21 protein-coding genes and 1 pseudogene are annotated in these 19,983 nt (G+C 47.5%); 14 read left to right on the forward strand and 8 right to left on the reverse strand.

Annotated elements, in window-relative coordinates; all coding sequences use genetic code 11:
• Positions 1-54: 54 nt before the first annotated feature.
• Together H6G48_RS25295 and H6G48_RS25300 are read left to right on the forward strand one after the other, a co-directional pair.
• On the forward strand, positions 55-351 hold the full coding sequence (locus tag H6G48_RS25295) for an NAD(P) transhydrogenase subunit alpha part 2 (RefSeq protein WP_002785583.1): 297 nt from the start codon (positions 55-57) through the stop codon (positions 349-351).
• Positions 348-1,757 carry an NAD(P)(+) transhydrogenase (Re/Si-specific) subunit beta gene (locus H6G48_RS25300; RefSeq protein ID WP_002757688.1) on the forward strand — a complete coding sequence of 470 codons (1,410 nt, stop codon included), beginning with the start codon at positions 348-350 and terminating at the stop codon, positions 1,755-1,757. Before H6G48_RS25295 ends, H6G48_RS25300 begins: the two co-directional genes overlap by 4 nt.
• A 58-nt stretch (positions 1,758-1,815) precedes the next feature.
• Here H6G48_RS25300 and H6G48_RS25305 read toward each other — a convergent pair whose 3' ends face one another.
• Complete coding sequence (locus H6G48_RS25305) at positions 1,816-2,055, reverse strand: hypothetical protein (RefSeq protein ID WP_002757689.1); 240 nt, start codon at positions 2,053-2,055, stop codon at positions 1,816-1,818.
• A gap of 235 nt (positions 2,056-2,290) precedes the next feature.
• On the opposite strand from H6G48_RS25305, the gene H6G48_RS25310 reads away from it, so the two are divergent.
• Positions 2,291-3,763 (forward strand): leucyl aminopeptidase, encoded by a 1,473-nt coding sequence (locus H6G48_RS25310; protein ID WP_190723802.1) that lies wholly within the window; start codon positions 2,291-2,293, stop codon positions 3,761-3,763.
• 168 nt (positions 3,764-3,931) lie between these two features.
• Here H6G48_RS25310 and H6G48_RS25315 read toward each other — a convergent pair.
• Positions 3,932-4,138: pseudogene (locus H6G48_RS25315) on the reverse strand (IS200/IS605 family transposase); the annotation flags it as partial.
• A 78-nt stretch (positions 4,139-4,216) separates the two neighbouring features.
• On the opposite strand from H6G48_RS25315, the gene H6G48_RS25320 reads away from it, so the two are divergent.
• The 3 genes from H6G48_RS25320 to ftsH4 all read left to right on the forward strand — a co-directional run bounded on the left by H6G48_RS25320 (position 4,217) and on the right by ftsH4 (position 8,705).
• Positions 4,217-5,431 carry an RNA-guided endonuclease TnpB family protein gene (locus tag H6G48_RS25320; RefSeq protein WP_190723803.1) on the forward strand — a complete coding sequence of 405 codons (1,215 nt, stop codon included), beginning with the start codon at positions 4,217-4,219 and terminating at the stop codon, positions 5,429-5,431.
• Positions 5,432-5,565: 134 nt separating this feature from the next.
• On the forward strand, positions 5,566-6,750 hold the full coding sequence (locus tag H6G48_RS25325) for a tetratricopeptide repeat protein (RefSeq protein ID WP_190723804.1): 1,185 nt from the start codon (positions 5,566-5,568) through the stop codon (positions 6,748-6,750).
• Between the two features lie 77 nt (positions 6,751-6,827).
• On the forward strand, positions 6,828-8,705 hold the full coding sequence (gene ftsH4, locus H6G48_RS25330) for an ATP-dependent zinc metalloprotease FtsH4 (RefSeq protein WP_190723805.1): 1,878 nt from the start codon (positions 6,828-6,830) through the stop codon (positions 8,703-8,705).
• Between the two features lie 64 nt (positions 8,706-8,769).
• On the opposite strand, the gene H6G48_RS25335 is transcribed toward ftsH4, so the two are convergent.
• Both H6G48_RS25335 and H6G48_RS25340 read right to left on the reverse strand, forming a co-directional pair.
• Positions 8,770-9,942 (reverse strand): CBS domain-containing protein, encoded by a 1,173-nt coding sequence (locus H6G48_RS25335; RefSeq protein WP_190723806.1) that lies wholly within the window; start codon positions 9,940-9,942, stop codon positions 8,770-8,772.
• Between the two features lie 238 nt (positions 9,943-10,180).
• Positions 10,181-10,621 carry a recombinase family protein gene (locus tag H6G48_RS25340; RefSeq protein WP_002763750.1) on the reverse strand — a complete coding sequence of 147 codons (441 nt, stop codon included), beginning with the start codon at positions 10,619-10,621 and terminating at the stop codon, positions 10,181-10,183.
• 47 nt (positions 10,622-10,668) lie between these two features.
• Between H6G48_RS25340 and H6G48_RS27005 the strand changes: the two genes are divergently transcribed.
• The 4 genes from H6G48_RS27005 to H6G48_RS25355 all read left to right on the forward strand — a co-directional run bounded on the left by H6G48_RS27005 (position 10,669) and on the right by H6G48_RS25355 (position 12,341).
• The gene (locus H6G48_RS27005; RefSeq protein ID WP_261779272.1) at positions 10,669-10,800 is read left to right on the forward strand and encodes a 2Fe-2S iron-sulfur cluster-binding family protein; all 132 of its coding nucleotides are present in this window, start codon (positions 10,669-10,671) and stop codon (positions 10,798-10,800) included.
• A 153-nt stretch (positions 10,801-10,953) separates the two neighbouring features.
• A complete protein-coding gene (gene trxA / locus H6G48_RS25345) occupies positions 10,954-11,277 on the forward strand; it encodes a thioredoxin (protein ID WP_002778933.1) in 324 nt (107 codons plus the stop codon).
• A gap of 67 nt (positions 11,278-11,344) precedes the next feature.
• Positions 11,345-11,671 (forward strand): hypothetical protein, encoded by a 327-nt coding sequence (locus H6G48_RS25350; protein WP_190723807.1) that lies wholly within the window; start codon positions 11,345-11,347, stop codon positions 11,669-11,671.
• Between the two features lie 52 nt (positions 11,672-11,723).
• Positions 11,724-12,341 (forward strand): CP12 domain-containing protein, encoded by a 618-nt coding sequence (locus H6G48_RS25355; protein ID WP_147068922.1) that lies wholly within the window; start codon positions 11,724-11,726, stop codon positions 12,339-12,341.
• Between the two features lie 157 nt (positions 12,342-12,498).
• Here H6G48_RS25355 and H6G48_RS25360 read toward each other — a convergent pair whose 3' ends face one another.
• The gene (locus H6G48_RS25360; protein WP_147068923.1) at positions 12,499-13,395 is read right to left on the reverse strand and encodes a LysR family transcriptional regulator; all 897 of its coding nucleotides are present in this window, start codon (positions 13,393-13,395) and stop codon (positions 12,499-12,501) included.
• 230 nt (positions 13,396-13,625) lie between these two features.
• On the opposite strand from H6G48_RS25360, the gene H6G48_RS25365 reads away from it, so the two are divergent.
• The 4 genes from H6G48_RS25365 to H6G48_RS25380 all read left to right on the forward strand — a co-directional run bounded on the left by H6G48_RS25365 (position 13,626) and on the right by H6G48_RS25380 (position 17,216).
• On the forward strand, positions 13,626-13,919 hold the full coding sequence (locus tag H6G48_RS25365) for a sulfate permease (protein WP_190723808.1): 294 nt from the start codon (positions 13,626-13,628) through the stop codon (positions 13,917-13,919).
• Positions 13,920-14,136: 217 nt separating this feature from the next.
• Entirely contained in the window at positions 14,137-15,258 is a 1,122-nt protein-coding gene (locus H6G48_RS25370) for a sodium-dependent bicarbonate transport family permease (protein ID WP_190723809.1), read from the forward strand.
• Between the two features lie 75 nt (positions 15,259-15,333).
• A complete protein-coding gene (locus tag H6G48_RS25375; RefSeq protein WP_079207015.1) occupies positions 15,334-15,672 on the forward strand; it encodes a P-II family nitrogen regulator in 339 nt (112 codons plus the stop codon).
• A gap of 128 nt (positions 15,673-15,800) precedes the next feature.
• Positions 15,801-17,216, forward strand: a complete 1,416-nt coding sequence (locus H6G48_RS25380) for a cation:proton antiporter (protein ID WP_190723810.1) — start codon at positions 15,801-15,803, stop codon at positions 17,214-17,216.
• 76 nt (positions 17,217-17,292) lie between these two features.
• Here H6G48_RS25380 and H6G48_RS25385 read toward each other — a convergent pair whose 3' ends face one another.
• From H6G48_RS25385 to H6G48_RS25395, 3 genes are all read right to left on the reverse strand, one after another.
• Entirely contained in the window at positions 17,293-17,670 is a 378-nt protein-coding gene (locus H6G48_RS25385; protein ID WP_041805046.1) for a hypothetical protein, read from the reverse strand.
• Positions 17,671-17,712: 42 nt separating this feature from the next.
• Positions 17,713-18,600, reverse strand: a complete 888-nt coding sequence (locus H6G48_RS25390) for an alpha/beta fold hydrolase (protein ID WP_190723811.1) — start codon at positions 18,598-18,600, stop codon at positions 17,713-17,715.
• Between the two features lie 117 nt (positions 18,601-18,717).
• Positions 18,718-19,425 (reverse strand): SIMPL domain-containing protein, encoded by a 708-nt coding sequence (locus tag H6G48_RS25395; protein WP_190723812.1) that lies wholly within the window; start codon positions 19,423-19,425, stop codon positions 18,718-18,720.
• Positions 19,426-19,983: the final 558 nt, after the last annotated feature.

A 19,983-nucleotide genomic window follows, 5' to 3' on the forward strand; every position in this document is an offset into this window, starting at 1 on the left:
CTTCCCTATCCCCCAACCCCTATCCCCAACCCCCATCCCCTTTTTACTTAACCAATGACTGCCCAACTTTTAACCGCTTTAGTGGTATTTGTCCTCGCTTCCTTTGTCGGTTTCGAGGTAATCAATAAAGTCCCTCCCACTCTCCATACACCCCTGATGTCGGGAGCGAATGCAATTTCAGGTATCGCCGTTGTCGGTGCGCTCCTCATCGCCGGAGGCACGGATTGGCACCAATTAACCGTAATTTTAGGGTTAATTGCCGTTATTTTGGCGATGGTTAACGTGGTCGGTGGTTTTGTCGTTACCGATCGAATGCTGCAAATGTTCAAGAAAAAAGAGGCTAAATCATGAATAATGCCCTTATCACAGGGATCGAGTTGTCCTATCTACTTGCCGCCATTTTATTTATCATCGGTCTTAAACAATTATCTTCCCCCGCTACCGCCCGTCAAGGCAATTTTCTGGCTGCCATCGGGATGCTAATCGCCATTATTGCCACCTTAATCAATCAAGAAATCCTCAGCTATGGTTTAATCGCCGTGGCGTTGGTGATTGGCTCGATTATCGGCCTAGTTTCGGCGCAAAAAGTCCCGATGACAGCTATGCCCCAAATGGTGGGGATTTTTAACGGTTTAGGCGGTGCTGCCAGCGCTTTAATTGCCATTGGCGAATACTGGCGTTTACTGCAAAGTGGTGAAAATATTGCCTTTGACTCGATACTGATCGCTATTTTGGGTATATTGATCGGTGGTGTCACTTTTACCGGTAGTGTCCTCGCTTTTGCCAAATTACAGGAATTAATCAGTGGCGCGCCCGTAACTTTTCCTTTCCAACAACCCTTTAACATTCTCTTGCTACTCACCTTTTTAGGGGGTAGTGTCTATCTCTTTTTTGATCCCACCTCGATCGATGTTTTCCTGACCTTGGTGGCACTTTCCCTAATTTTCGGGGCTTTATTCGTGCTTCCCATCGGCGGCGGCGATATGCCCGTGGTTATCTCCCTCTTAAACTCTTTTTCGGGACTTGCCGCCAGCGTAGTCGGTTTTATCCTGATGAATAGTATGCTGATCATCGCCGGTGCTTTGGTGGGTGCGTCGGGGATTATCCTGACTCAGATCATGTGTAAAGCCATGAATAGATCCCTGGCTAGTGTACTATTTGGGGCATTCGGGACAGGTGCTAGTGCCGGGGGCGAAGCGAGCGCCACTTCTAGCCTTGATAAATCAGTTCATGCTATTGATTCAGAAGAAGGGGCAATGATGCTCGGTTATGCGCGTTCTGTGGTGATTGTACCCGGTTACGGCATGGCGGTGGCCCAAGCACAACACGCAGTGCGAGAATTAGCCGAACAGTTGGAAAAAAATGGCGTTGAGGTTAAATATGCTATTCACCCCGTGGCGGGAAGAATGCCCGGCCACATGAATGTATTATTGGCCGAAGCTAATGTTCCCTATCCGCAACTCTACGATATGGATGATATTAATCCTGAGTTTGAGCGCGTCGATGTGGCGTTAATTATTGGGGCGAATGATGTGGTTAATCCCGCTGCCCGTCACGATAAAGCTAGTCCCATTTATGGAATGCCAATTCTCGACGTGGATAAGGCACAGCACACGATCGTGATTAAGCGGAGTATGCGATCGGGTTTTGCCGGGGTAGAAAACGAATTATTCTACAATCCCAAAACCTTTATGCTCTTTGGTAGCGCTCAAGATGTGGTAGCACAATTAGTATCACAAGTCAAGGATTTGTCATAATTCTTGACAAATAGGACGGGGTGAAAACCCCGTCTTTTTTTATCTGATTTTCCAGAGTTTAAAGATAATCCAGAACTAATTCCCCTTTGCTCACTTTTTCGGTAATTAAAGTTCTGACTAACTCTAATTCTTCCAGGGTCACTTTACCATCAGACCTCATAGCTAGGGCGATTCTTTCCCTTTCCCCTTGAGTGATCACGCCATCAACACTAGCCTGTTCGATAATAGCGCGCAACTTTTCTAGTTCCTGTTGTTCTTCTGCGGTTAATTCTGCTTGATTAGGACGAGATATTTCCATAAAAATTTCTCCTTGAGTGATCGACACAAACTTGATAATTTTTTTCTAAGTAGTAGAACCCATGGCAGTTATCCCCAGTCAGCATCAGCAATCAGGGACAATGATTTTAGCAAGAGCTAGACCTTGATTCTTGACAGGGAGCCACTAAACCTCAACAGATGATCGATGATAACTGATAGAGCTTACAGTATAGTGATTAATAGAAGCATTTTGCAAAGAATTATCGAGATAAAGAATGGATATTCGATCGACTGACACCTCGCCCCTTACTTGGACAGGAGATACTTTAGCCCTAGGTTTACCAGAAGGAGCCATCGAGATTGCAGGAGAATTGGCAGAATTAAACGATAAACTAGGGGGAAACCTAGGGGATCTCATCTCCGAGACGGAATTCGAGGGAAAATTAGGCAGCAGTGCGGCGACTCGTCTAGGTGGTGGTCCGATTCGCAAATTAATCCTGGTGGGATTGGGAAAAACTGCCGATTTCGACCTGCAAACCCTGCGTCTAGCGGCTGCTGCGATCGCTCGTCTGGCCAAACAACAAAAAAGCCAAGCTCTGGCCATCAGTTTACCAGTAGTTGGCGATCAGTCCGCCACTGCCGGAGCAATCACGGAAGGGCTGCTGCTGGCCACTCATCAGGATACCCGCTTCAAGTCCACTAAGGAGGAAAAAGGAGCCAAATTAGAAACCGTCGAGTTATTGGGTTTAGGAGAGCAAGCATCGGCGATCGCCAAGTCCGAGCAAATCTGTTCCGGGGTGATTCTGGCCAGAGAATTAGTCAATGCTCCCGCTAACACCGTCACCCCCCTGACCATGGCAGAAACCGCCGAGCAAATTGCCAGCGAATACGGATTAAGTCTCAAAATTCTGGAACAGGAAGAATGCGAAAGCTTGGGCATGGGAGCCTTCTTAGGAGTGGCCAAAGCCTCGGATATTCCCCCAAAATTCCTTCATTTAATCTATAAACCCCAAGGAACCCCGAAACGTAAACTAGCAATCGTCGGTAAAAGTTTAACCTTTGATTCCGGCGGTTTGAATATTAAAGGGGCTGGCAGTGGCATCGAAACCATGAAAATGGATATGGGGGGTGGTGCCGCCACCCTAGGCGCAGCCAAGGCGATCGCCCAATTACAGCCAGAAGTGGAAGTACACTTTATCTGTCCGGCTACGGAAAATATGATTAGTGGTCGCGCTATGCACCCCGGGGACATTTTAACCGCTTCTAACGGCAAAACTATTGAAGTCAATAACACCGATGCCGAGGGACGATTAACCCTGGCCGATGGCTTGGTTTTTGCGGAAAAATTAGAGGTGGATGCGATCGTGGATCTAGCCACTTTAACCGGGGCCTGTGTCATCGCTTTGGGGGACGATATCGCCGGTTTATGGAGTAGCGATGAGAGTCTCACTGTTCAACTCCAAGAGGCCGCTAAATTAGCCGGCGAAAAATTCTGGCCAATGCCCCTAGAAGAAAAATATTTCGAGGGGATGAAGTCTCAAATTGCCGATATGAAAAACACCGGCCCGCGCCCCGGCGGTTCCATTACAGCCGCTTTATTTTTGAAGCAATTCATTAATAATACTCCCTGGCTCCACCTAGATATCGCAGGACCGGTCTGGTCCGATAAGGAAAATGGCGTTAATAATTCCGGGGCCACCGGTTTTCCCGTCCGCACTCTAGTTAATTGGGTAATGGCCAATAATTAAGTTATCGGTAAGCAGTAAGCGGTATTAGGTGAGGAGTATTTTCACTGTTTACTGTTTACCGATCCCTGAAAAATCTGCCCCACCCCTCACCCCTATCTCAAGGTCGCGAGAGGACTCCCGTTAAACTGCGTAGCGGTTAACGGGAGATGAATCGCGACCAGAATGAAACTAACGCAGTAGCCTTTCCACTTTTGGGGAGTTTTGGTTCTCGACGTATTTTTTTAGTTGTTCGACAGTAACGTCGCCACAACTAGCCACGAAATAAGCTCCCGCCCAAAAATAGGGTTTGTTGTCGAAATACTTTGCCGCCAAATCCGGAAATTCTTGTCTAATTAAGCGACTACTAACTGTTTTAAGGTTAGCGATTAGTTTGGTCCATGATTGTAATTAGTTGATATACTAGGCAGTAAGTGTTACAATTTAACTATACATCACATCACGAAACTAACGACAGTGATAACGCTTACCTACCAGTACAAACTAAAGGTAAACAAGAAACAGGAACGAGAGATTGTCCACATTCTTGATGTTTGTAAGAGCGTTTATAATTACGCGCTCTCGGAACGGAAAGATTGGTTAAACTCTCGAAAGTGTCTTGCGGATCGCTGTTCGCTAGTTTCTGAGTACATAATTCCTGCGGATCAACCCTATCCAAATTACTTCGTTCAAGCTAAAAATCTAACGGAAGCTAAAAAAGTTTACCCGATATTAAAGACGGTTAACGCTCAAGTCTTACAGCAAGTTTTAAAAACTGTAGATAAAGCGTTTGACCAGATAAAATCGAAAGGCTTTGGCTTTCCTAGATTTAAGAAAAAGATGCGGAGTTTTGTTTTTCCTGCGCTGTCAAAAAACTTTCTAGGTGATGAATACTTAAGTTTTCCACAATTGGGAAAAATTCGGATTAGGAAATCTAGGAAGTACCCGTCTGGGTTCGAGCCTAAACAAGCTCGAATTATCCAAAAAGCGTCGGGATTTTACGTTTCGGTTTCCTTCCAATCTCCGGAATTAGTTCCCGATATGACAGTAGGGAAGACCTGTTTAGGAATTGACGCGGGAATTGAAAGTTTTGTCGCTACTTCACGGGGAGATTTAATCAAAGCCCCTCGATTTTTGTTGAAAGTACAGAGTAAGCTTAAATTGCTACAAAGACGCTTGAAACATCAAGTCAAAGGCTCGAACAATTGGTTGAAACTCCAAGATAAGATGGCGAGATTACACGAAAAAGTGTCTAATACTCGTAGAGATTGGCATTTTAAGTTAGCTCATTACCTTTGCGATCTCGCTGATAATATCTTTGTTGAAGATATTAACTTCGTTTCCTGGTCTAGAGGGATCGTTAGAAAACAATCTCTGGATTCAGGTATCGGTAGTTTTATTAACGAGATATTACCGTTTGTCGCTTGGAAACGGGGAAAATATTATCTTAAAGTCGATAAAAACGGAACCTCGCAAGAGTGTCCGAATTGTGGCGCAATTACTGGTAAAAAAGCGTTATCGGAAAGAGTTCACCGGTGTGATTCTTGCGGCCACATTGAACCGAGAGATACGGCATCAGCGAAGGTAATTGAGAACCGAGGAAAAAATGCGGTCGGACTGACCGTGTTAGAAAACGCTCGCGGAGGCGATTTGACGGGGATCGACTGGGTTAAACTCGGTCGATCTAGTTAAAAGCCTAAGAACCGAGAATCCCCCGCTACACCGCGCGAGCGGTTAGCGGGGGAGAGTCAATCCCTAATAACTGATAACTGCTAGACTAATTGGGTGATGCTTGCAAGATTAATAAAACCAGTGTCGAGATTAGAATGCAGGGACTTTTAAGAAAACTTTGGCGCGCGATCGAAAACTTTTTTACCCGACTTTTGGGGGGACAAGGGGGAAAGGGGAGAGTACAAGCGATCGAATCTGTTCCCCTAACCGATACAGATTACGAGTTTCTCTATATGCAGTTACTCGATGGAGTGGCCCACGGTTGGCACGAAGGCAGAATTCTGAGATTTTTTGAGAAATTGGGCGATCGAGGTCGGCAAAAAGATTGGGTAGAATGGTTAGAGCGCTTTGGCACCCGTCTGCAATCCTCCGCTTCCCTTAACCAACTTCTCGCCACCAGAATGATCCGTTTGGGAGAATTAGCTCGCGCTTTCCCGGGGATTGAACGCATTGGTGAAGCTTCCTACGAGATCGGTTATCAACTCTACACCAAAGAAACTGCCACTTTAATCTGGGAATACGCCGGCGAAGATGAGGCCCCGGGCAGTTATTCCCAGCCGCAACCCCCAGAAAATCTCTCATATTCGGGTGAAACTAGCGATTTTAACGGTGCTGACCCAGAAAATCCCCAATTAGAAACCCTGACCCTCGATGAATTATTTAACCGTCTCCAAAACGATCCTACCCTAGCGGGCCAAATGGCCGAACAATTAGGCATCGAAAATAAGGACGCAGAAAGCATTATTGATAGTCTCATCGCTCAATTTTCCTCACAGGAAGGCAAAATCCCTGAAACTGCCGCAGATTGGTTTAATCAGGGCTTAGAACAGGCAAATTTAGGCAATTGGTCAAATGCGATCGCTGATTGGGAACAGGCCTTGACGATCGATCCCCAATTAGCCTCGGCCTGGCATAATCGTGGTAGTGCCTTAGCCATGATTGGTAACTACGAAGAAGCTTTAAATAGTTATGATCGCGCCCTAGAAATCACCCCCAACGATCACCAAGTCATTAACGCTAGAGGCAGCGCCCTATACGGACTGCAACGTTGGCAAGAAGCGTTAGAATGTTGGCAACAGGTGCTAGAAGCGGACGATAATTTTTATCAAGCTTGGTACAATCGCGGCAGTACCCTAGAAAATTTGGGCGAAACCCAAGCAGCGATCGCCTGTTATCAAAAAGCTTTAGGGATTGCGCCAGATTTTGAGCTTGCCCAAACTCGTCTAGAGGCTTTACTAGGGCAAAAACCGCCCGAAGACGACGGTAATCCCCCCGCCTGATTCAATCTGAACTTGAGCAGTCAACAGCCTACAATGAGGAGAGGATAGAGACTAATTTTAATGAATCATGCCCAGCAATGAGTATAAAAAGCAAACCTCCTTCACAATCTCGCCTGATCGGTAATGTTTTATTAGCCGTAGGCGGCTTATTTCTGATTGTTAACCTTCTTTTCCCGCAATTATTTGGCCCTAGCGTCCCCAAAGTTCCCTATAGTCTTTTTATCGACCAAGTGGAAGATGGCAACGTCGCTAGGGTATCCGTGGGACAGAATGAGATTCGTTATCAGCTTAAAAACGACCAAGAGGGCAACTACGGACGAATTTTCAGCACTACACCGATTTTTGACCTAGAATTGCCCAAACGTCTAGAAGCTAAGGGCGTAGAATTCGCCGCTGCGCCGCCGCCAAAAAATGGCTGGATTGGCAGTGTCCTTAGTTGGGTGATTCCTCCCCTGATTTTTGTCGGTATTTGGCAATTTTTCCTCGCTCGCAGCGGTGGCGGTGGTCCAGCCGGGGCTTTATCGATTACCAAAAGTCGCGCTAAAGTCTATGTGGAAGGAGATACCACCAAAACCACTTTTAAAGATGTGGCCGGTGTGGAAGAAGCGAAAACCGAATTAGCCGAAATCGTCGAATTTCTCAAATATCCCCAACGTTACATTCAAATCGGGGCGCGGATTCCCAAGGGTGTCCTCCTCGTCGGTCCGCCGGGGACAGGGAAAACCCTGCTGGCAAAAGCAGTAGCGGGAGAAGCGGGAGTTTCTTTTTTTAGTATCTCGGGTTCGGAATTCGTGGAACTCTTTGTCGGTGCGGGTGCGGCCCGAGTGCGAGATCTGTTTGAACAGGCCAAGAAAAAAGCCCCCTGTATTATTTTTATCGATGAATTAGACGCGATCGGTAAATCTCGCGCTAACGGTAATTTTATGGGGGGTAACGATGAACGGGAACAGACTTTAAACCAATTATTGACGGAAATGGACGGTTTTAACGCTGGTGATGCGACGGTAATCGTGCTGGCCGCTACTAATCGCCCTGAAACTCTTGATCCCGCCCTTTTACGCCCCGGCCGTTTTGATCGCCAAGTGTTAGTTGATCGTCCCGATCTGGCTGGACGCTTAAAAATCCTCGAAATCTACGCAGGTAAGGTAAAATTAGGAGCGGGTGTGGATTTAAAACAGATTGCTACCCGTACCCCCGGTTTTGCCGGTGCTGACTTAGCTAATCTAGTCAATGAGGCGGCTTTATTGGCAGCCCGCAATCAACGCAGTACCGTTGCCCAAGAGGACTTTAATGAGGCAATCGAGCGGGTAGTGGCCGGTTTAGAGAAGAAAAGCCGGGTTCTCTCGGAAAAAGAGAAGAAAATCGTCGCTTATCACGAAGTTGGTCACGCTCTCGTTGGTGCAGTTATGCCGGGGGGTGGTAAAGTTGCTAAGATTTCGATCGTGCCTCGCGGCATGGCAGCCCTCGGTTATACCCTGCAAATGCCCACGGAAGACCGTTTCCTGATGGATGATACGGAATTACGCGACCAAATTGCTACTCTTTTAGGTGGTCGGGCCGCGGAAGAAATTGTCTTTGGTAGTATTACTACTGGGGCCGCTAATGACCTGCAGCGGGCGACGGACTTGGCCGAACGCATGGTGACTACCTATGGTATGAGTAAGACCCTAGGTCCCCTGGCCTACGAAAAAGGTCAACAGAATAGTTTTCTGGGAGATGGTATGATCAATCCCCGGCGTTTGGTTAGCGATGATACGGCCAAAGCGATCGATAATGAAGTGAAAGAGATTGTCGAAAATGGTCATCAGCAGGCCCTGGATATTCTCGCTCAAAATCGCGATTTGCTCGAAGAAATTGCCCAAGAAATCCTCAGTAAAGAGGTGATTGAAGGGGAACAATTGCAAGCACTGCTCGATCGCGTTAAACCCCTCGATCGAGAACCTGTTACTGTTTAGATTGATTTGATTTTTACCTTACCCCATCTTTCTTCAAGATGGGGTTTTTTCTATTAGACCTCGTCTAAGAGCTAATTTCACGACCGAGGTACGCAAGCGTCTCTAGAACAGATTGAAGCAAGGATCGCCGCTGCTCGACGACAATATCTAAGTTAGCCCACATATACTTTACGTCTTTGTAGGCATTGTCCAGCAAGGCAAGTAATAATTCGCGATCTCCTGCGATGTCTTTTTGGGATGGATCACAAGTTGGTTGGGGTAATAAGTCCGCTGGTGGAGAAGGAGGGAAGGGCGATCGCTCGGACTCTAGCTGTTGAATCGTTTGTTGTAAATTTTCAATCACCCCATACATTTCCATCGGGTCAAAAACCCGCAAGAGACTGGTTTGTGTAACAATGCCCAACCCCCGCCCCCAGTTCCAAGAAACCACCAAACGCCCCACCCGCCGTTTTTGCATTTCCTGATGGGCCGTCCACAGGGAATCCTCGGGGCTGAGGAGAAATAACGGCGTACTCATCACCGTCTGGGCCCTAGTTTTGTGCAGATCGATTTGAACTGCTTGAAATTGGACAAGATCTCGCTCTGTCACAATACCAACCGGGCAGTCATTGTCTTCTGAATCTCGTTGGGTGATCACCACACAACTGACACGATGTTCAGCCATTAACTGGGCCAATTGCAAGACTGTGGCGGTGAGTGGGGCCTGTACCACTTGACTGGTCATCACATCGGATACGCGACGAAACCGCAATAGATTGGCCGGACGCAATATCTGGCGAATACTTTCATGGGAGATCACCCCGACTAACTGTCCTTGGTCATCGACAATCGGCAAATGGCGAATGCGGTAGCGCCGAAACAAAAACAGGGCAGCAAAAATGTCTTGAGCAGATTGCTGGGGCAACGTGATCAGGGGATGTACCATCACATCGGCAACGGTTGTCTCGGACAGGTTAATCCCTTGAGCGGTGAGTCGCACCACATCGCGTTCTGTCAAAATTCCTAATAACTCTTGCCCCTGCACCACCAGCAGACAGCTAACACGCACCTCTCCGGCCGGAGCAGCTAGAGGGGATAGGTCATCGGTGAGTAAACACAGACGGCTATGGGCCTGACCGATTAGGGCGATCGCATCCGCCAGAGAAGTGGTTGGCGGCACCGTCAAGGGTTGGCGATTGATCGCTTTTTCCAGATCGGGGGCCCAACTCAGAGGTGTATCAAAGGACATCAGCACCATCCTGCAATCGCAAAGGCCAAGATAGACAGAACAGCCACTGGGCAAAGAACCCAGACTCTCAGAGTTGCTAAAACCCGTTCTAAAACTATCTCAAAGTGTAGCGTCATTTAACTTTTTCCTAAAAGATGTAACGTTTTGTTACAATTTTTATTAAACTCGTAAAGATTTTAGACCCACTTCGGTGTATCATAGAGGGATGTAACAAGTTAAAGCCTGAAACTTTTTATTTAGGGGTTACTCAGCCTCTAATGGTTTCAGGAGCGGCATCACCAGACGCTGGGGTGAGTACTTCTGGGTTCTGGTCGGCCTGAAGGGTTACTCCGGAAATTCTGGACACCTTTCCATATAGTCGATCTAGCACTCGCTTTACGGAAATACGCTGCCATGGTTGACCACGTTTGGTGGTGTAGCCCTGTTCATTAAGCCAATCGGCGATCTTCTGCAAGGATTTCCCTGATTTGTGATGACGGCGAATCAGTTCAATGACCCGGCACTCTTCCGGATCATCCACTAATTCACCATCGATCGATCGTTGTCCAAAGGCAGGGGAGCCGTAGCCCGCATAACCACCGTTGCTTGCTTTTGCTTGTCTACCTTGTTCTAGCCGCTCCCAGGCAGATAAATCGTTTGAAGGGGTCGCTGTCATAGGGGATGTCAATGCAATAACTTGCAAAACCATATTACCGTAACTTAACGTCGCAAATTTGTTTTGATTGGGAGCAGCCGATGACGACTTACAAAGTAAAACCCCTGCATGAGCAGGGACTAGATATCACCATCGATGTCTGGGACGACCAAACTATAGACGATACCCCCGGGAGGTGGACATTGACTGATGCCATTTTTCTTTATTCATAGTCCTGAACCCCAACCCCTTTCTGGGGGAAAGTTACAGAGTCAAAAGCCAAGCATTTTTAGATGAGGAGCGGTTCAAAGCTGAATTTATATTGTAAAACGCAGCGATCAGAGAATTTGTCCTAAGTTACACAGCATCAATCTGGAGATATAAACATGGGTACGGCTACATTTATTCAAGATGAAACTGAATTTGATTCCCTGTTAAAGAGTGAATCACTGTTGGTGGTAGATTGCACGGCAACCTGGTGTGGACCTTGCAAACTGGTGGCGCCGTTGATCGATCGATTGGCCGATGACTATCGCGATCGCGCCAAAGTCTTCAAACTTGACCTGGACAGTAACAAACCCGTAGCCAAACGCTTTGGAATTAAAAGTATTCCGGCTGTCATGGTATTTAAACAGGGGAAATTGATAGAAACATTAGTTGGGGTTAAACCCTATGAAGAATTTACCGCTGCAGTAGAACGACAATTATAGTCTTCCACTCTGGACAAACGTCCGACCTTAACCCTTTCCTTCTCACACCACTATTCAATTTTGAGGTATGGCGTTGAACAAGCTGATAGAAATTCGATGTCCCAACTGTGGCAGCGTAGCTCAAAGGCTCTTGAGCGATCGCCTACCCGCAGGATATAAGTGTCCGGCCCGGCAGGTTGCTCAGACGGAATGCCCAGTGTGTGATTATTTCATCGCCATGTGTTGGCAAAACGGCGCTGTGCTGGAGGCCTATGCTCCCGGCATTCAGGGGAACACAGCCGCCGCTACCCCGTCCCAGCCAAAATCAGCGAGCGCCCATTGGCCCTGGTCATCTCTGTTGACAGTGGCACTCAGCCCACAAGAGTCTAGGAAATTGCTATCGGGACAACCCTAGTCAACTTTTGCATTTATACCAGTTCTTTCATTTAAAAAAAACCAAACCATATATGCTACAAGCTCAAGAAATTATGACCCAAAACGTTGTCACCATTCGTGGTTCGGCAACGGTTGCCGATGCCGTGAAATTGATGAAAGAAAAAAAACTGCGAGGGTTGATTGTCGAACCGCGCCATGAACAGGACCCTTATGGAATTGTCACCGAAACCGACATCGTTTACAAAGTGGCGGCCTTTGGCCACGATCCTAAAACTATGCGGGTCTATGAAATTATGGCCAAGCCCTGTGTGGTCGTCAATCCCGAACTGGGGGTGGAATATGTGGCTCGGTTATTTGCTCAAACCCGCATTCGCCGCGCACCGGTGATTCAGGGCAAAACTTTGCTGGGCATTATTTCTGTCAGTGATATTCTCTTCAAGAGCGATTTTGTCGAAAAGCCCAAGCGGTTGTTCATCGAAGATGAAATTGAAGCAGCCCGGGAAGACGCGCGGGCAATTTGTGCGGCCAAGGGTGAAATCTCTCCCGATTGCGCCGCAGCCTGGGATGTGGTGGAGGAACTCCAGGCCGAAGCCTCCCATCAACGGGTCAAAAAACAGGGGAGTAACTCACTTCAGTCTTACTGCGAAGCCAATCCCGATGCCTTAGAGTGCCGCATTTATGAGGATTAAATCCTGGCGGGTTTTGGGAGAATCGATCGCCTTGAGGATTTCGCCGATCGGTTTCCCCACGCGATCGAGTTCTCGAACATTCTCCACCTTTTCGGATGCGATATAGATCGATCGCTTGCGCTTGCCGAATTCGACTTGATAGGGGGTCTGTGGGTGCTTATGCCCCTAATTCCCCTGAGAGGAGATAATCAAGAAAAGTCTTGGCGATCACGGATAGTTTTTTATCCTTGGGATAAACCACATACCAATGGCGTTGGATGGGAAAATCTTCCACGTCAAGGATGGTAAATTCCCCATGAGGATTATCTAAATTTAAGACGTGCTGAGACAGAACCGAAATTCCTAAACCACCGGCGACCGCTTGTTTAATGGCTTCATTATTGCCGATTTCCAAACGCAAAGATACAGTGATGCCATGGTCGAGAAAAATTTGCTGTACTGCCCGTCTAATTCCCGATCCCATTTCCCGCATAATAAAAGGTTCCCCTTGCAGCCGTTTAATCGGAATTTTTTTCTGTCCCGCTAGGGGGTGATCTTTGCGGGCAATAACCACAAGGGGGTTTTCCAGAAACGGTTGAATCTCCAGGTTTAGATCTTCGGGGGGTTCGCTTAAAATATATAGGTCATCAACATTATTGATTATCCTTGCTTCTAGATCTTGGTGATTGGTCAATTCTAGGGACACATCTACCCCTTGGTACTGTTGACAAAAAGGACCTAGGATCTGAGGGATTAAATATTGGGCTGTGGATACCGCCGCTAAACGCAGTTTACCCTGTTTAATCCCCTTGATATCAGCGATCGCCATCTCAAAGTTATCAAGATCCTTGAGGACTGCCTGACAGGTTACTAATAAACTGCGTCCGGCCTCGGTTAAATACAAACGTTTGCCTATCTGTTCGAATAAGGGCAGACCCACTGCTTTAGTCAGTTGTTTCATCTGGGTAGAAACCGTGGGTTGGGTGATCGATAGTTCTTCAGCAGCTTTGGTGAAACTGCCATGACGAGCGGTCGCTTCAAAGACGATCAGTTGATGTAAAGTGGCTTGAATCAAGAGAAGCCTCTAGAGCGCTACACTTCTGTTACTGCCTTGAGGAGCTTTGCTAAACAGAAGCAGGAATGGAGGGGAACGGGTGAAAACTTCCCACACTGCTTATATCATAGGTTTAAATCAATACTTTTGTAAAGATATATCGATTTAAACTCAATTTACAAAAATTTGCTTGTCAAGATATCCGTTCTAGTATAGATTTATAACAATCAATCTTTAAAAACCATAAACTTTTGTCTATCAAGGCTGGTCTGTCAACCGCCGGCTTTGTTGTGGACAAAAATCCTTTGCTCAGTTGGATTCTCATGGAAATAACCAATCGTATTCATTTTGACAATTTGCGGGGCGATATCTTCGGTGGTGTAACAGCTGCCATCGTTTATCACCCTCTAGCTCTCGCCTTTGGGGTAGCTTCTGGGACAGGGGCGATCGGGGCCAGTTTAACCGCCAAAAATCCCGAATTAGGCTTACCTGCGGACTTGACGCTGTCCAAAGTTCTGCCCGCAACAGGTTTGCTTAAGGGGTAAAGAGCCTTATACCATTTTTCACAAGTAATGGCAGAGATGGTTAATTGCCCTCACCCCTAACCCCCCCACCCCCCCTGCCCCCCCGACATCGGGGGGCAAGATACCTGCCAAGAATAAAGAAAAATGGTATTACTCTTACTCTCTTTCAGCTTTTGAAAGTTCATTTAGTTCGTTTATATTCAATACTCCTCATCAGGGGAGGCCTAAGGAGGTATTCGTGGATTTTTTGTCATTGTTTTTCCTAGACTTTGTTAAGCAGTTGCAGTCCCCAACACTGGCCTTTTTGATTGGTGGGATGATCATTGCTGCTCTCGGAAGTGAATTGGTCATTCCCGAGTCAATTTGTACGATCATTGTCTTTATGCTGCTGACCAAAATCGGTCTGACTGGCGGGATTGCCATCCGCAATTCCAACCTGACGGAAATGGTATTACCAATGATCTTTGCCGTAATAGTAGGGATTATTGTGGTCTTCGTCGCGCGCTATACCTTAGCCAATCTGCCCAAGGTGAAAGTGGTCGATGCGATCGCAACTGGGGGGTTATTTGGAGCCGTGAGTGGCTCGACTATGGCAGCCGGTCTGACGGTACTCGAAGAACAAAAGATACCCTACGAGGCCTGGGCTGGCGCACTCTATCCCTTCATGGATATCCCGGCGCTGGTAACGGCGATCGTGGTGGCTAACATTTATCTTAACAAGAAGAAAAACAAAGAAGCGGCCTACGACCGCGAGTCTTTTAGCAAGCAGCCGGTGGCGGCCGGGGATTATTCCGATCAGCAGGATTATCCCAGCAGTCGGCAGGAGTATCTCAGCCAGCAGCAGCCGGCGGATAATCGGGTCAAGATCTGGCCGATCATTGAGGAAAGCCTTCGCGGACCGGCCCTATCGGCCATGTTATTAGGTTTGGCTTTGGGCATATTCACCCAGCCGGAAAGTGTCTATAAAAGCTTCTACGATCCCCTCTTTCGCGGCTTGCTTTCGGTCTTGATGCTAGTCATGGGGATGGAGGCTTGGTCACGGGTGGGTGAACTGCGTAAGGTAGCCCAGTGGTATGTTGTCTATAGCGTCATAGCACCGTTTGTACATGGGCTAATCGCCTTCGGTCTCGGCATGATTGCCCACTACGCCACCGGGTTCAGCTGGGGCGGTGTGGTCATGCTGGCCGTCATCGCTTCCTCTAGTTCCGACATCTCTGGACCACCCACGTTGCGGGCCGGTATCCCCTCGGCTAATCCCTCCGCCTATATAGGCGCGTCCACGGCCATCGGTACACCCGTAGCGATCGGCTTGTGCATACCGTTCTTCGTTGGTCTCGCCCAGGCCCTCAGCGGCGGCTAGGATTGTGGTCTGTGGGCGTTCCCTTGACGGGGTCTACCAAGCAAATAAATGTACACACTTAAGGAGATAATCAACATGGCCAAACCAGCCAAAAAGCTCGTCATCGTCACAGAAAAGATTTTGTTGAAAAAAGTCGCCAAGATCATCGAAGAATGCGGGGCGAGTGGTTACACGGTGATGGATACTGGCGGTAAAGGCAGTCGCAACGTGCGCTCGTCGGGACAACCCCACGTTTCCGAAACCGACAGTAATGTTAAGTTCGAGATACTTACCCCCGATCGAATTATGGCCCAAAATATTGCCAAGCAGGTTGCCGAGCAGTTTTTCCTCAATTTTGCGGGCATGATCTATCTCTGTGATGCGGAGGTTCTGTACGGACAGAGTTTCTGTGGACCAGAGGGCTGTGATATCTAACCGGACCATGACTCCGGCACTCTAGGGCCACCGCATCTGCAGCCTGACTGTCCTTGAGCGGTGGCCCTTTTTCCTATCCCCCAGTTTTATGACCACCTAAAACCTTTAACCCTCATCCCTTTAAACTTATGATTTTGTCCCCTATTCTGCCTCCTTTGATTGGGGAGATAGCGGCTCCCATGGCTCCGATACCATTGCTCGCGACGGTTGTGGCCGAGGATTCACCGATTATTCTCTCCGGGGTATTGCTGACGCTGGTGGTGATTTATCTGGCCAGCAAGCTCGGCGCAGAGGCCGCCCGACGATTGGATTTTCCTCCCGTACTGGGAGAACTGGTCGCCGGTGTGATCGTCGGCGTTTCGGCACTGCATCTGCTCATCTTTCCGGAAGGGGGGCTATCGGCCTCTGACTCGCTGATTATGACGGTACTGCAAGGATTGAATCAATTGGCCCCGGCTGCCGTGGACCGGATCTTTGAGTCCCAAAGTGAAGTGATTTCGGTTCTAGCTGAAATCGGTGTGATTATTCTGCTGTTTGAAATTGGCCTGGAATCGGATCTGCGGCAACTCAAGGAAGTGGGAATTCAAGCCACGGTTGTGGCCTGTGTGGGGGTTGCGGCACCTTTTGCGGCGGGTACGGCCGGGTTAATGCTCGTCTTTCATGTGGCCGCCATCCCGGCGATTTTTGCGGGGGCTGCCTTAACGGCAACCAGTATCGGTATTACCTCGAAGGTGTTGTCAGAGTTAGGTCAACTCAAATCCAAAGAAGGGCAAATTATTGTCGGTGCGGCGGTGATCGATGATGTCCTTGGTATTATTGTTCTGGCTGTGGTCGCTAGTTTGGCCAAAACCGGTGAGATCGATGTGGTCAATGTTATTTATTTGATCGTCAGCGCTACGGCCTTTTTGATCGGATCAATTTTGTTGGGAGGTATTTTTAACAAAAGTTTTGTGGCGATCGTGGAGCGGCTGAAAACCAGGGGAAATATTGTTATTCCAGCATTTGTCTTCGCTTTCTTTATGGCATTTTTGGGTAATGCTATTCATCTTGAAGCGATTTTAGGGGCTTTTGCTGCGGGTTTGGTGCTTGATGAAACCGATACCCGCAACGAGTTGGATGAGTTGATCAAACCGATCGCCGATTTGCTCGTACCGATTTTCTTTGTGACGGTGGGAGCGCGTGCCGACCTCGGTGTTTTAAACCCAACGGTACCGGAGAATCGGGCCGGACTTTTGATCGCTGTCTTTTTGATCGTTGTGGCGATCATCGGTAAACTGGTGACGGGCTGGGCAGTTTTTGGCCTATCCGGAATCAATCGTCTCGCCATCGGTGTGGGTATGATTCCCCGGGGTGAGGTGGGTCTAGTTTTTGCCGGGATTGGTTCGGCCAGCGGAATTTTGGACAAGCCTTTGGAGGTGTCGATTATTATTATGGTAATCCTGACCACTTTCCTCGCTCCTCCCTTCCTCAGAGTCGCTTTTGGTAAGACGGAAGCTGTTCCCGAAACCCTGGAAGGCAAGGAGCCAGCTAATCCTATTCCTTAATTTTGCGGGTAAAATCTGATTTTTTAGACGAGGCTGAAAATACTTCAGCCTTTTTTGTCGACGATAGTTCCGGGATTTATCGGTTAGAAAGAGCGCAGTTTCCCCGCGACCAACCCCATTCTTCCACTCCCACGGAAATTTGCGAACCGGGACGGACATCTCCTTTCGATAAGTCTATCAGGGTCACACTGACTGCGGCGAATAAACTGCCACGATAAATCGGTTGTCCTTTGTTGTTAGTATTTTTAAAGCTAAGGCTAGAAACTTGGGGAGGTTGACCGGAACGCGTCCAGCGAATGCGTTCAAAACGTCCATTGAGAAATTCTGCCGAATAGGACCAACCGTTATTCATGCGGCCTTGACAAAAAAGCTGTTGTGTGGCCACAGTAGCAGGAATATTGACAGATAAACTCAGAAGGCTGAATGCAGCGAGAGCGATCGGCAAAAATTTCATAAAAGTTGGCACTATAGGGTCAAATAATCCCATTATAAGTTCTTAGCTCGCAAATTTAACTATCGCGGCTGCGGTAAGTTCCGGTTTTTCGAGGTGGGGAACATGACCACAGCGAGGAATCCAGACCAGTTGATTATTAGGTAAAGCCTGCTGAAATTTCTTCGCGTCTTTTGTGCCTAAAATTTGATCGTTTTCTCCCCAAATAATCAGAGTTTCTCGGTTTATTTGGCTTAATTTCGGCAAAAATGACCCATAACCGCCACTTTTGGTAAAGGAGATTAAAGCCTCACTCCAGTGGGGACAATTCAGGTGCAGACTAGCACAGGTGCAAGCATCAACACTAGCCAAAGTTGGATCGAAATAGGCAGTACGACTGATATTTTGGCGCACGCGGGGATTGGCTAAAAAATTAGTTGCCCACTTATCGAGGGGAGAAAACATCAATTTACCCAAAACTGGGGGATTAGCTAGTCCTGCGCTGTCAATGAGGACTAATTTCGCCACTATTTCCGGGTAGGAGAGGGCAAAATCGAGGGCCACTGCACCCCCCATGGAAGCACCGACTAAAATTATCGGTTCGGCGATCGCAGTTCTCCAGAAATGGTAAAGATGGCTTTTAATAGTTTTTGGAGATACTTCTAAATCTGGCTCTCGCTCAGTAAAACCGAAGCCGAGTAGATCTATCGCCCAAGTTTCCCTATTTTGGGCGAGTAAAGGTAGTAAACGCCGAAATTCCAGCAGGGAACTATCAAAACCGTGCAGGAGGACAAAAGGCGGTTGACCTTGCCCTTGTTGACTATAGGTAGTTAGAATCGATCGGGGATAGATGGGGCTATCGATGGCAATTTGGTGGATATTTTCGAGGAGAGCAAGGGAGGTATCTTCGCTCAATCCCTCGCTAACAGTGGGTAAAAAGTTAGGATAATTCACGGATGAGGGGGACAGTTTTTTCTAGAGTTTCCGAACATCGGCGTTGATTTTATCAGCCTGTATCCAAGATTTCCGGTCAAAAAAAACCAGGCTGATAACTGATAGCTGAAAGTTATCTTAATAGCTAATTTCGAGGGTGACAGCAGCGCGCAGGGTTTGTTCCCCTCCGATAACCGGGCTACTGGCAGCATCGGCACTCCGAAAAACCGCTTCTGAGCGGGCTATTGGCACGGGATTACCTGTATTACCCACTTGGATAGAAACCGTTTCTTTCGCCACTAAACCGAGGGCTTGTAACACGATTGTCGCCTGTTCTCTAGCTTGTTCCGTGGCTTTGATGAGAGCGGTTCTTTGGGCAGCTGCGATCGCTGATTCTCCAGCAGTAAAACTGACCCCATCGATGCGTGTTGCCCCGACTTTCACCGCTTCATCGATTAAAATCCCCGCTTGGGCTATATCGATCTGAAAACTAATCAAATTAGCCCCGATATAACCGATTAAACGTCTTTGGTTGTTGCTGTAGTCATAATTGGGCTGTAAACTGATGCCGGTGGTTTCCAATTTTTCCACTTGACGGGAACGGAGAAATTTAACCACCGCATCGCTACGATTGGCGGTTTCCCGCTGCACTTTCCCCGCTTCTTTGCCTTGAACTTCTACCCCTAAGCGCACTACTGCCTGAGAAGTGGCGATATTTTCTATTCCTTCTCCCGTCACGGTAATTGTCCTCAATTCTCTTTCGTTTGCGTAACTAGGCATAACTAATCCGGTGTTGATGAGGATAAGGGACAGCAAAAAAGCCAAGCAAAATTTTCTGTAATTCATGAAAAATCCGTAGCGATCGATACTATATTTCGATTCTAGCCTTTATTTTGGGCAATTGAGTTGCAGATTATCCCTTTTCCGTCACTTTCGCCATATTGGTGACTAAGCTCTGGGAACTTGAAAAGGGGCCTTTAAGCAAGATTGGTGACTCTCTTCGGTTTGGTGGGTAAAATGTATTCTAAGATACAGTCTTGCGCTCAAGTGAGTGTAAAGAACCACAGAGACACAAAGGACACAAAGACCGATCGCTATTATATAAGTTAAACTTGTCACACAAAGAATAAGAGAGCCGATTGGTTCGCACACTGGTGCTGTTGATTAAAAAGATAAATTCTCAAAACTTGCTATGATCTAACAAGATTGTTAATGCACTTTCTCGGATTAATTATCCCCTGCAATGACTCGCCAAATTCACGACCAATTTGCCAAGGAATATTTAGAAGAACTCTTAGCGTCTCTAGGGACGATTAAAAAGAGCAAGAAAGTCAAGAGTGAAGTCCAAGAAATCGATGTCTGGTTTGAACCAGCCAGTTCAGCATCAAGGACTGAATTACCCTT

Source organism: Microcystis flos-aquae FACHB-1344 (assembly GCF_014698375.1).
Lineage (GTDB): Bacteria > Cyanobacteriota > Cyanobacteriia > Cyanobacteriales > Microcystaceae > Microcystis > Microcystis aeruginosa.

What these genes read in the sequence shown, in the direction of transcription:
- H6G48_RS25295 (WP_002785583.1), top strand. Translation starts at nt 55, where the DNA reads ATGACTGCCCAACTTTTAACCGCTTTAGTGGTATTTGTCCTCGCTTCC.
- H6G48_RS25300 (WP_002757688.1), top strand. Translation starts at nt 348, where the DNA reads ATGAATAATGCCCTTATCACAGGGATCGAGTTGTCCTATCTACTTGCC.
- H6G48_RS25305 (WP_002757689.1), bottom strand. Translation starts at nt 2,055, where the DNA reads ATGGAAATATCTCGTCCTAATCAAGCAGAATTAACCGCAGAAGAACAA.
- H6G48_RS25310 (WP_190723802.1), top strand. Translation starts at nt 2,291, where the DNA reads ATGGATATTCGATCGACTGACACCTCGCCCCTTACTTGGACAGGAGAT.
- H6G48_RS25325 (WP_190723804.1), top strand. Translation starts at nt 5,566, where the DNA reads ATGCAGGGACTTTTAAGAAAACTTTGGCGCGCGATCGAAAACTTTTTT.
- ftsH4 (WP_190723805.1), top strand. Translation starts at nt 6,828, where the DNA reads ATGAGTATAAAAAGCAAACCTCCTTCACAATCTCGCCTGATCGGTAAT.
- H6G48_RS25335 (WP_190723806.1), bottom strand. Translation starts at nt 9,942, where the DNA reads ATGGTGCTGATGTCCTTTGATACACCTCTGAGTTGGGCCCCCGATCTG.
- H6G48_RS25340 (WP_002763750.1), bottom strand. Translation starts at nt 10,621, where the DNA reads ATGGTTTTGCAAGTTATTGCATTGACATCCCCTATGACAGCGACCCCT.
- H6G48_RS27005 (WP_261779272.1), top strand. Translation starts at nt 10,669, where the DNA reads ATGACGACTTACAAAGTAAAACCCCTGCATGAGCAGGGACTAGATATC.
- trxA (WP_002778933.1), top strand. Translation starts at nt 10,954, where the DNA reads ATGGGTACGGCTACATTTATTCAAGATGAAACTGAATTTGATTCCCTG.
- H6G48_RS25350 (WP_190723807.1), top strand. Translation starts at nt 11,345, where the DNA reads ATGGCGTTGAACAAGCTGATAGAAATTCGATGTCCCAACTGTGGCAGC.
- H6G48_RS25355 (WP_147068922.1), top strand. Translation starts at nt 11,724, where the DNA reads ATGCTACAAGCTCAAGAAATTATGACCCAAAACGTTGTCACCATTCGT.
- H6G48_RS25375 (WP_079207015.1), top strand. Translation starts at nt 15,334, where the DNA reads ATGGCCAAACCAGCCAAAAAGCTCGTCATCGTCACAGAAAAGATTTTG.
- H6G48_RS25380 (WP_190723810.1), top strand. Translation starts at nt 15,801, where the DNA reads ATGATTTTGTCCCCTATTCTGCCTCCTTTGATTGGGGAGATAGCGGCT.
- H6G48_RS25385 (WP_041805046.1), bottom strand. Translation starts at nt 17,670, where the DNA reads ATGAAATTTTTGCCGATCGCTCTCGCTGCATTCAGCCTTCTGAGTTTA.
- H6G48_RS25395 (WP_190723812.1), bottom strand. Translation starts at nt 19,425, where the DNA reads ATGAATTACAGAAAATTTTGCTTGGCTTTTTTGCTGTCCCTTATCCTC.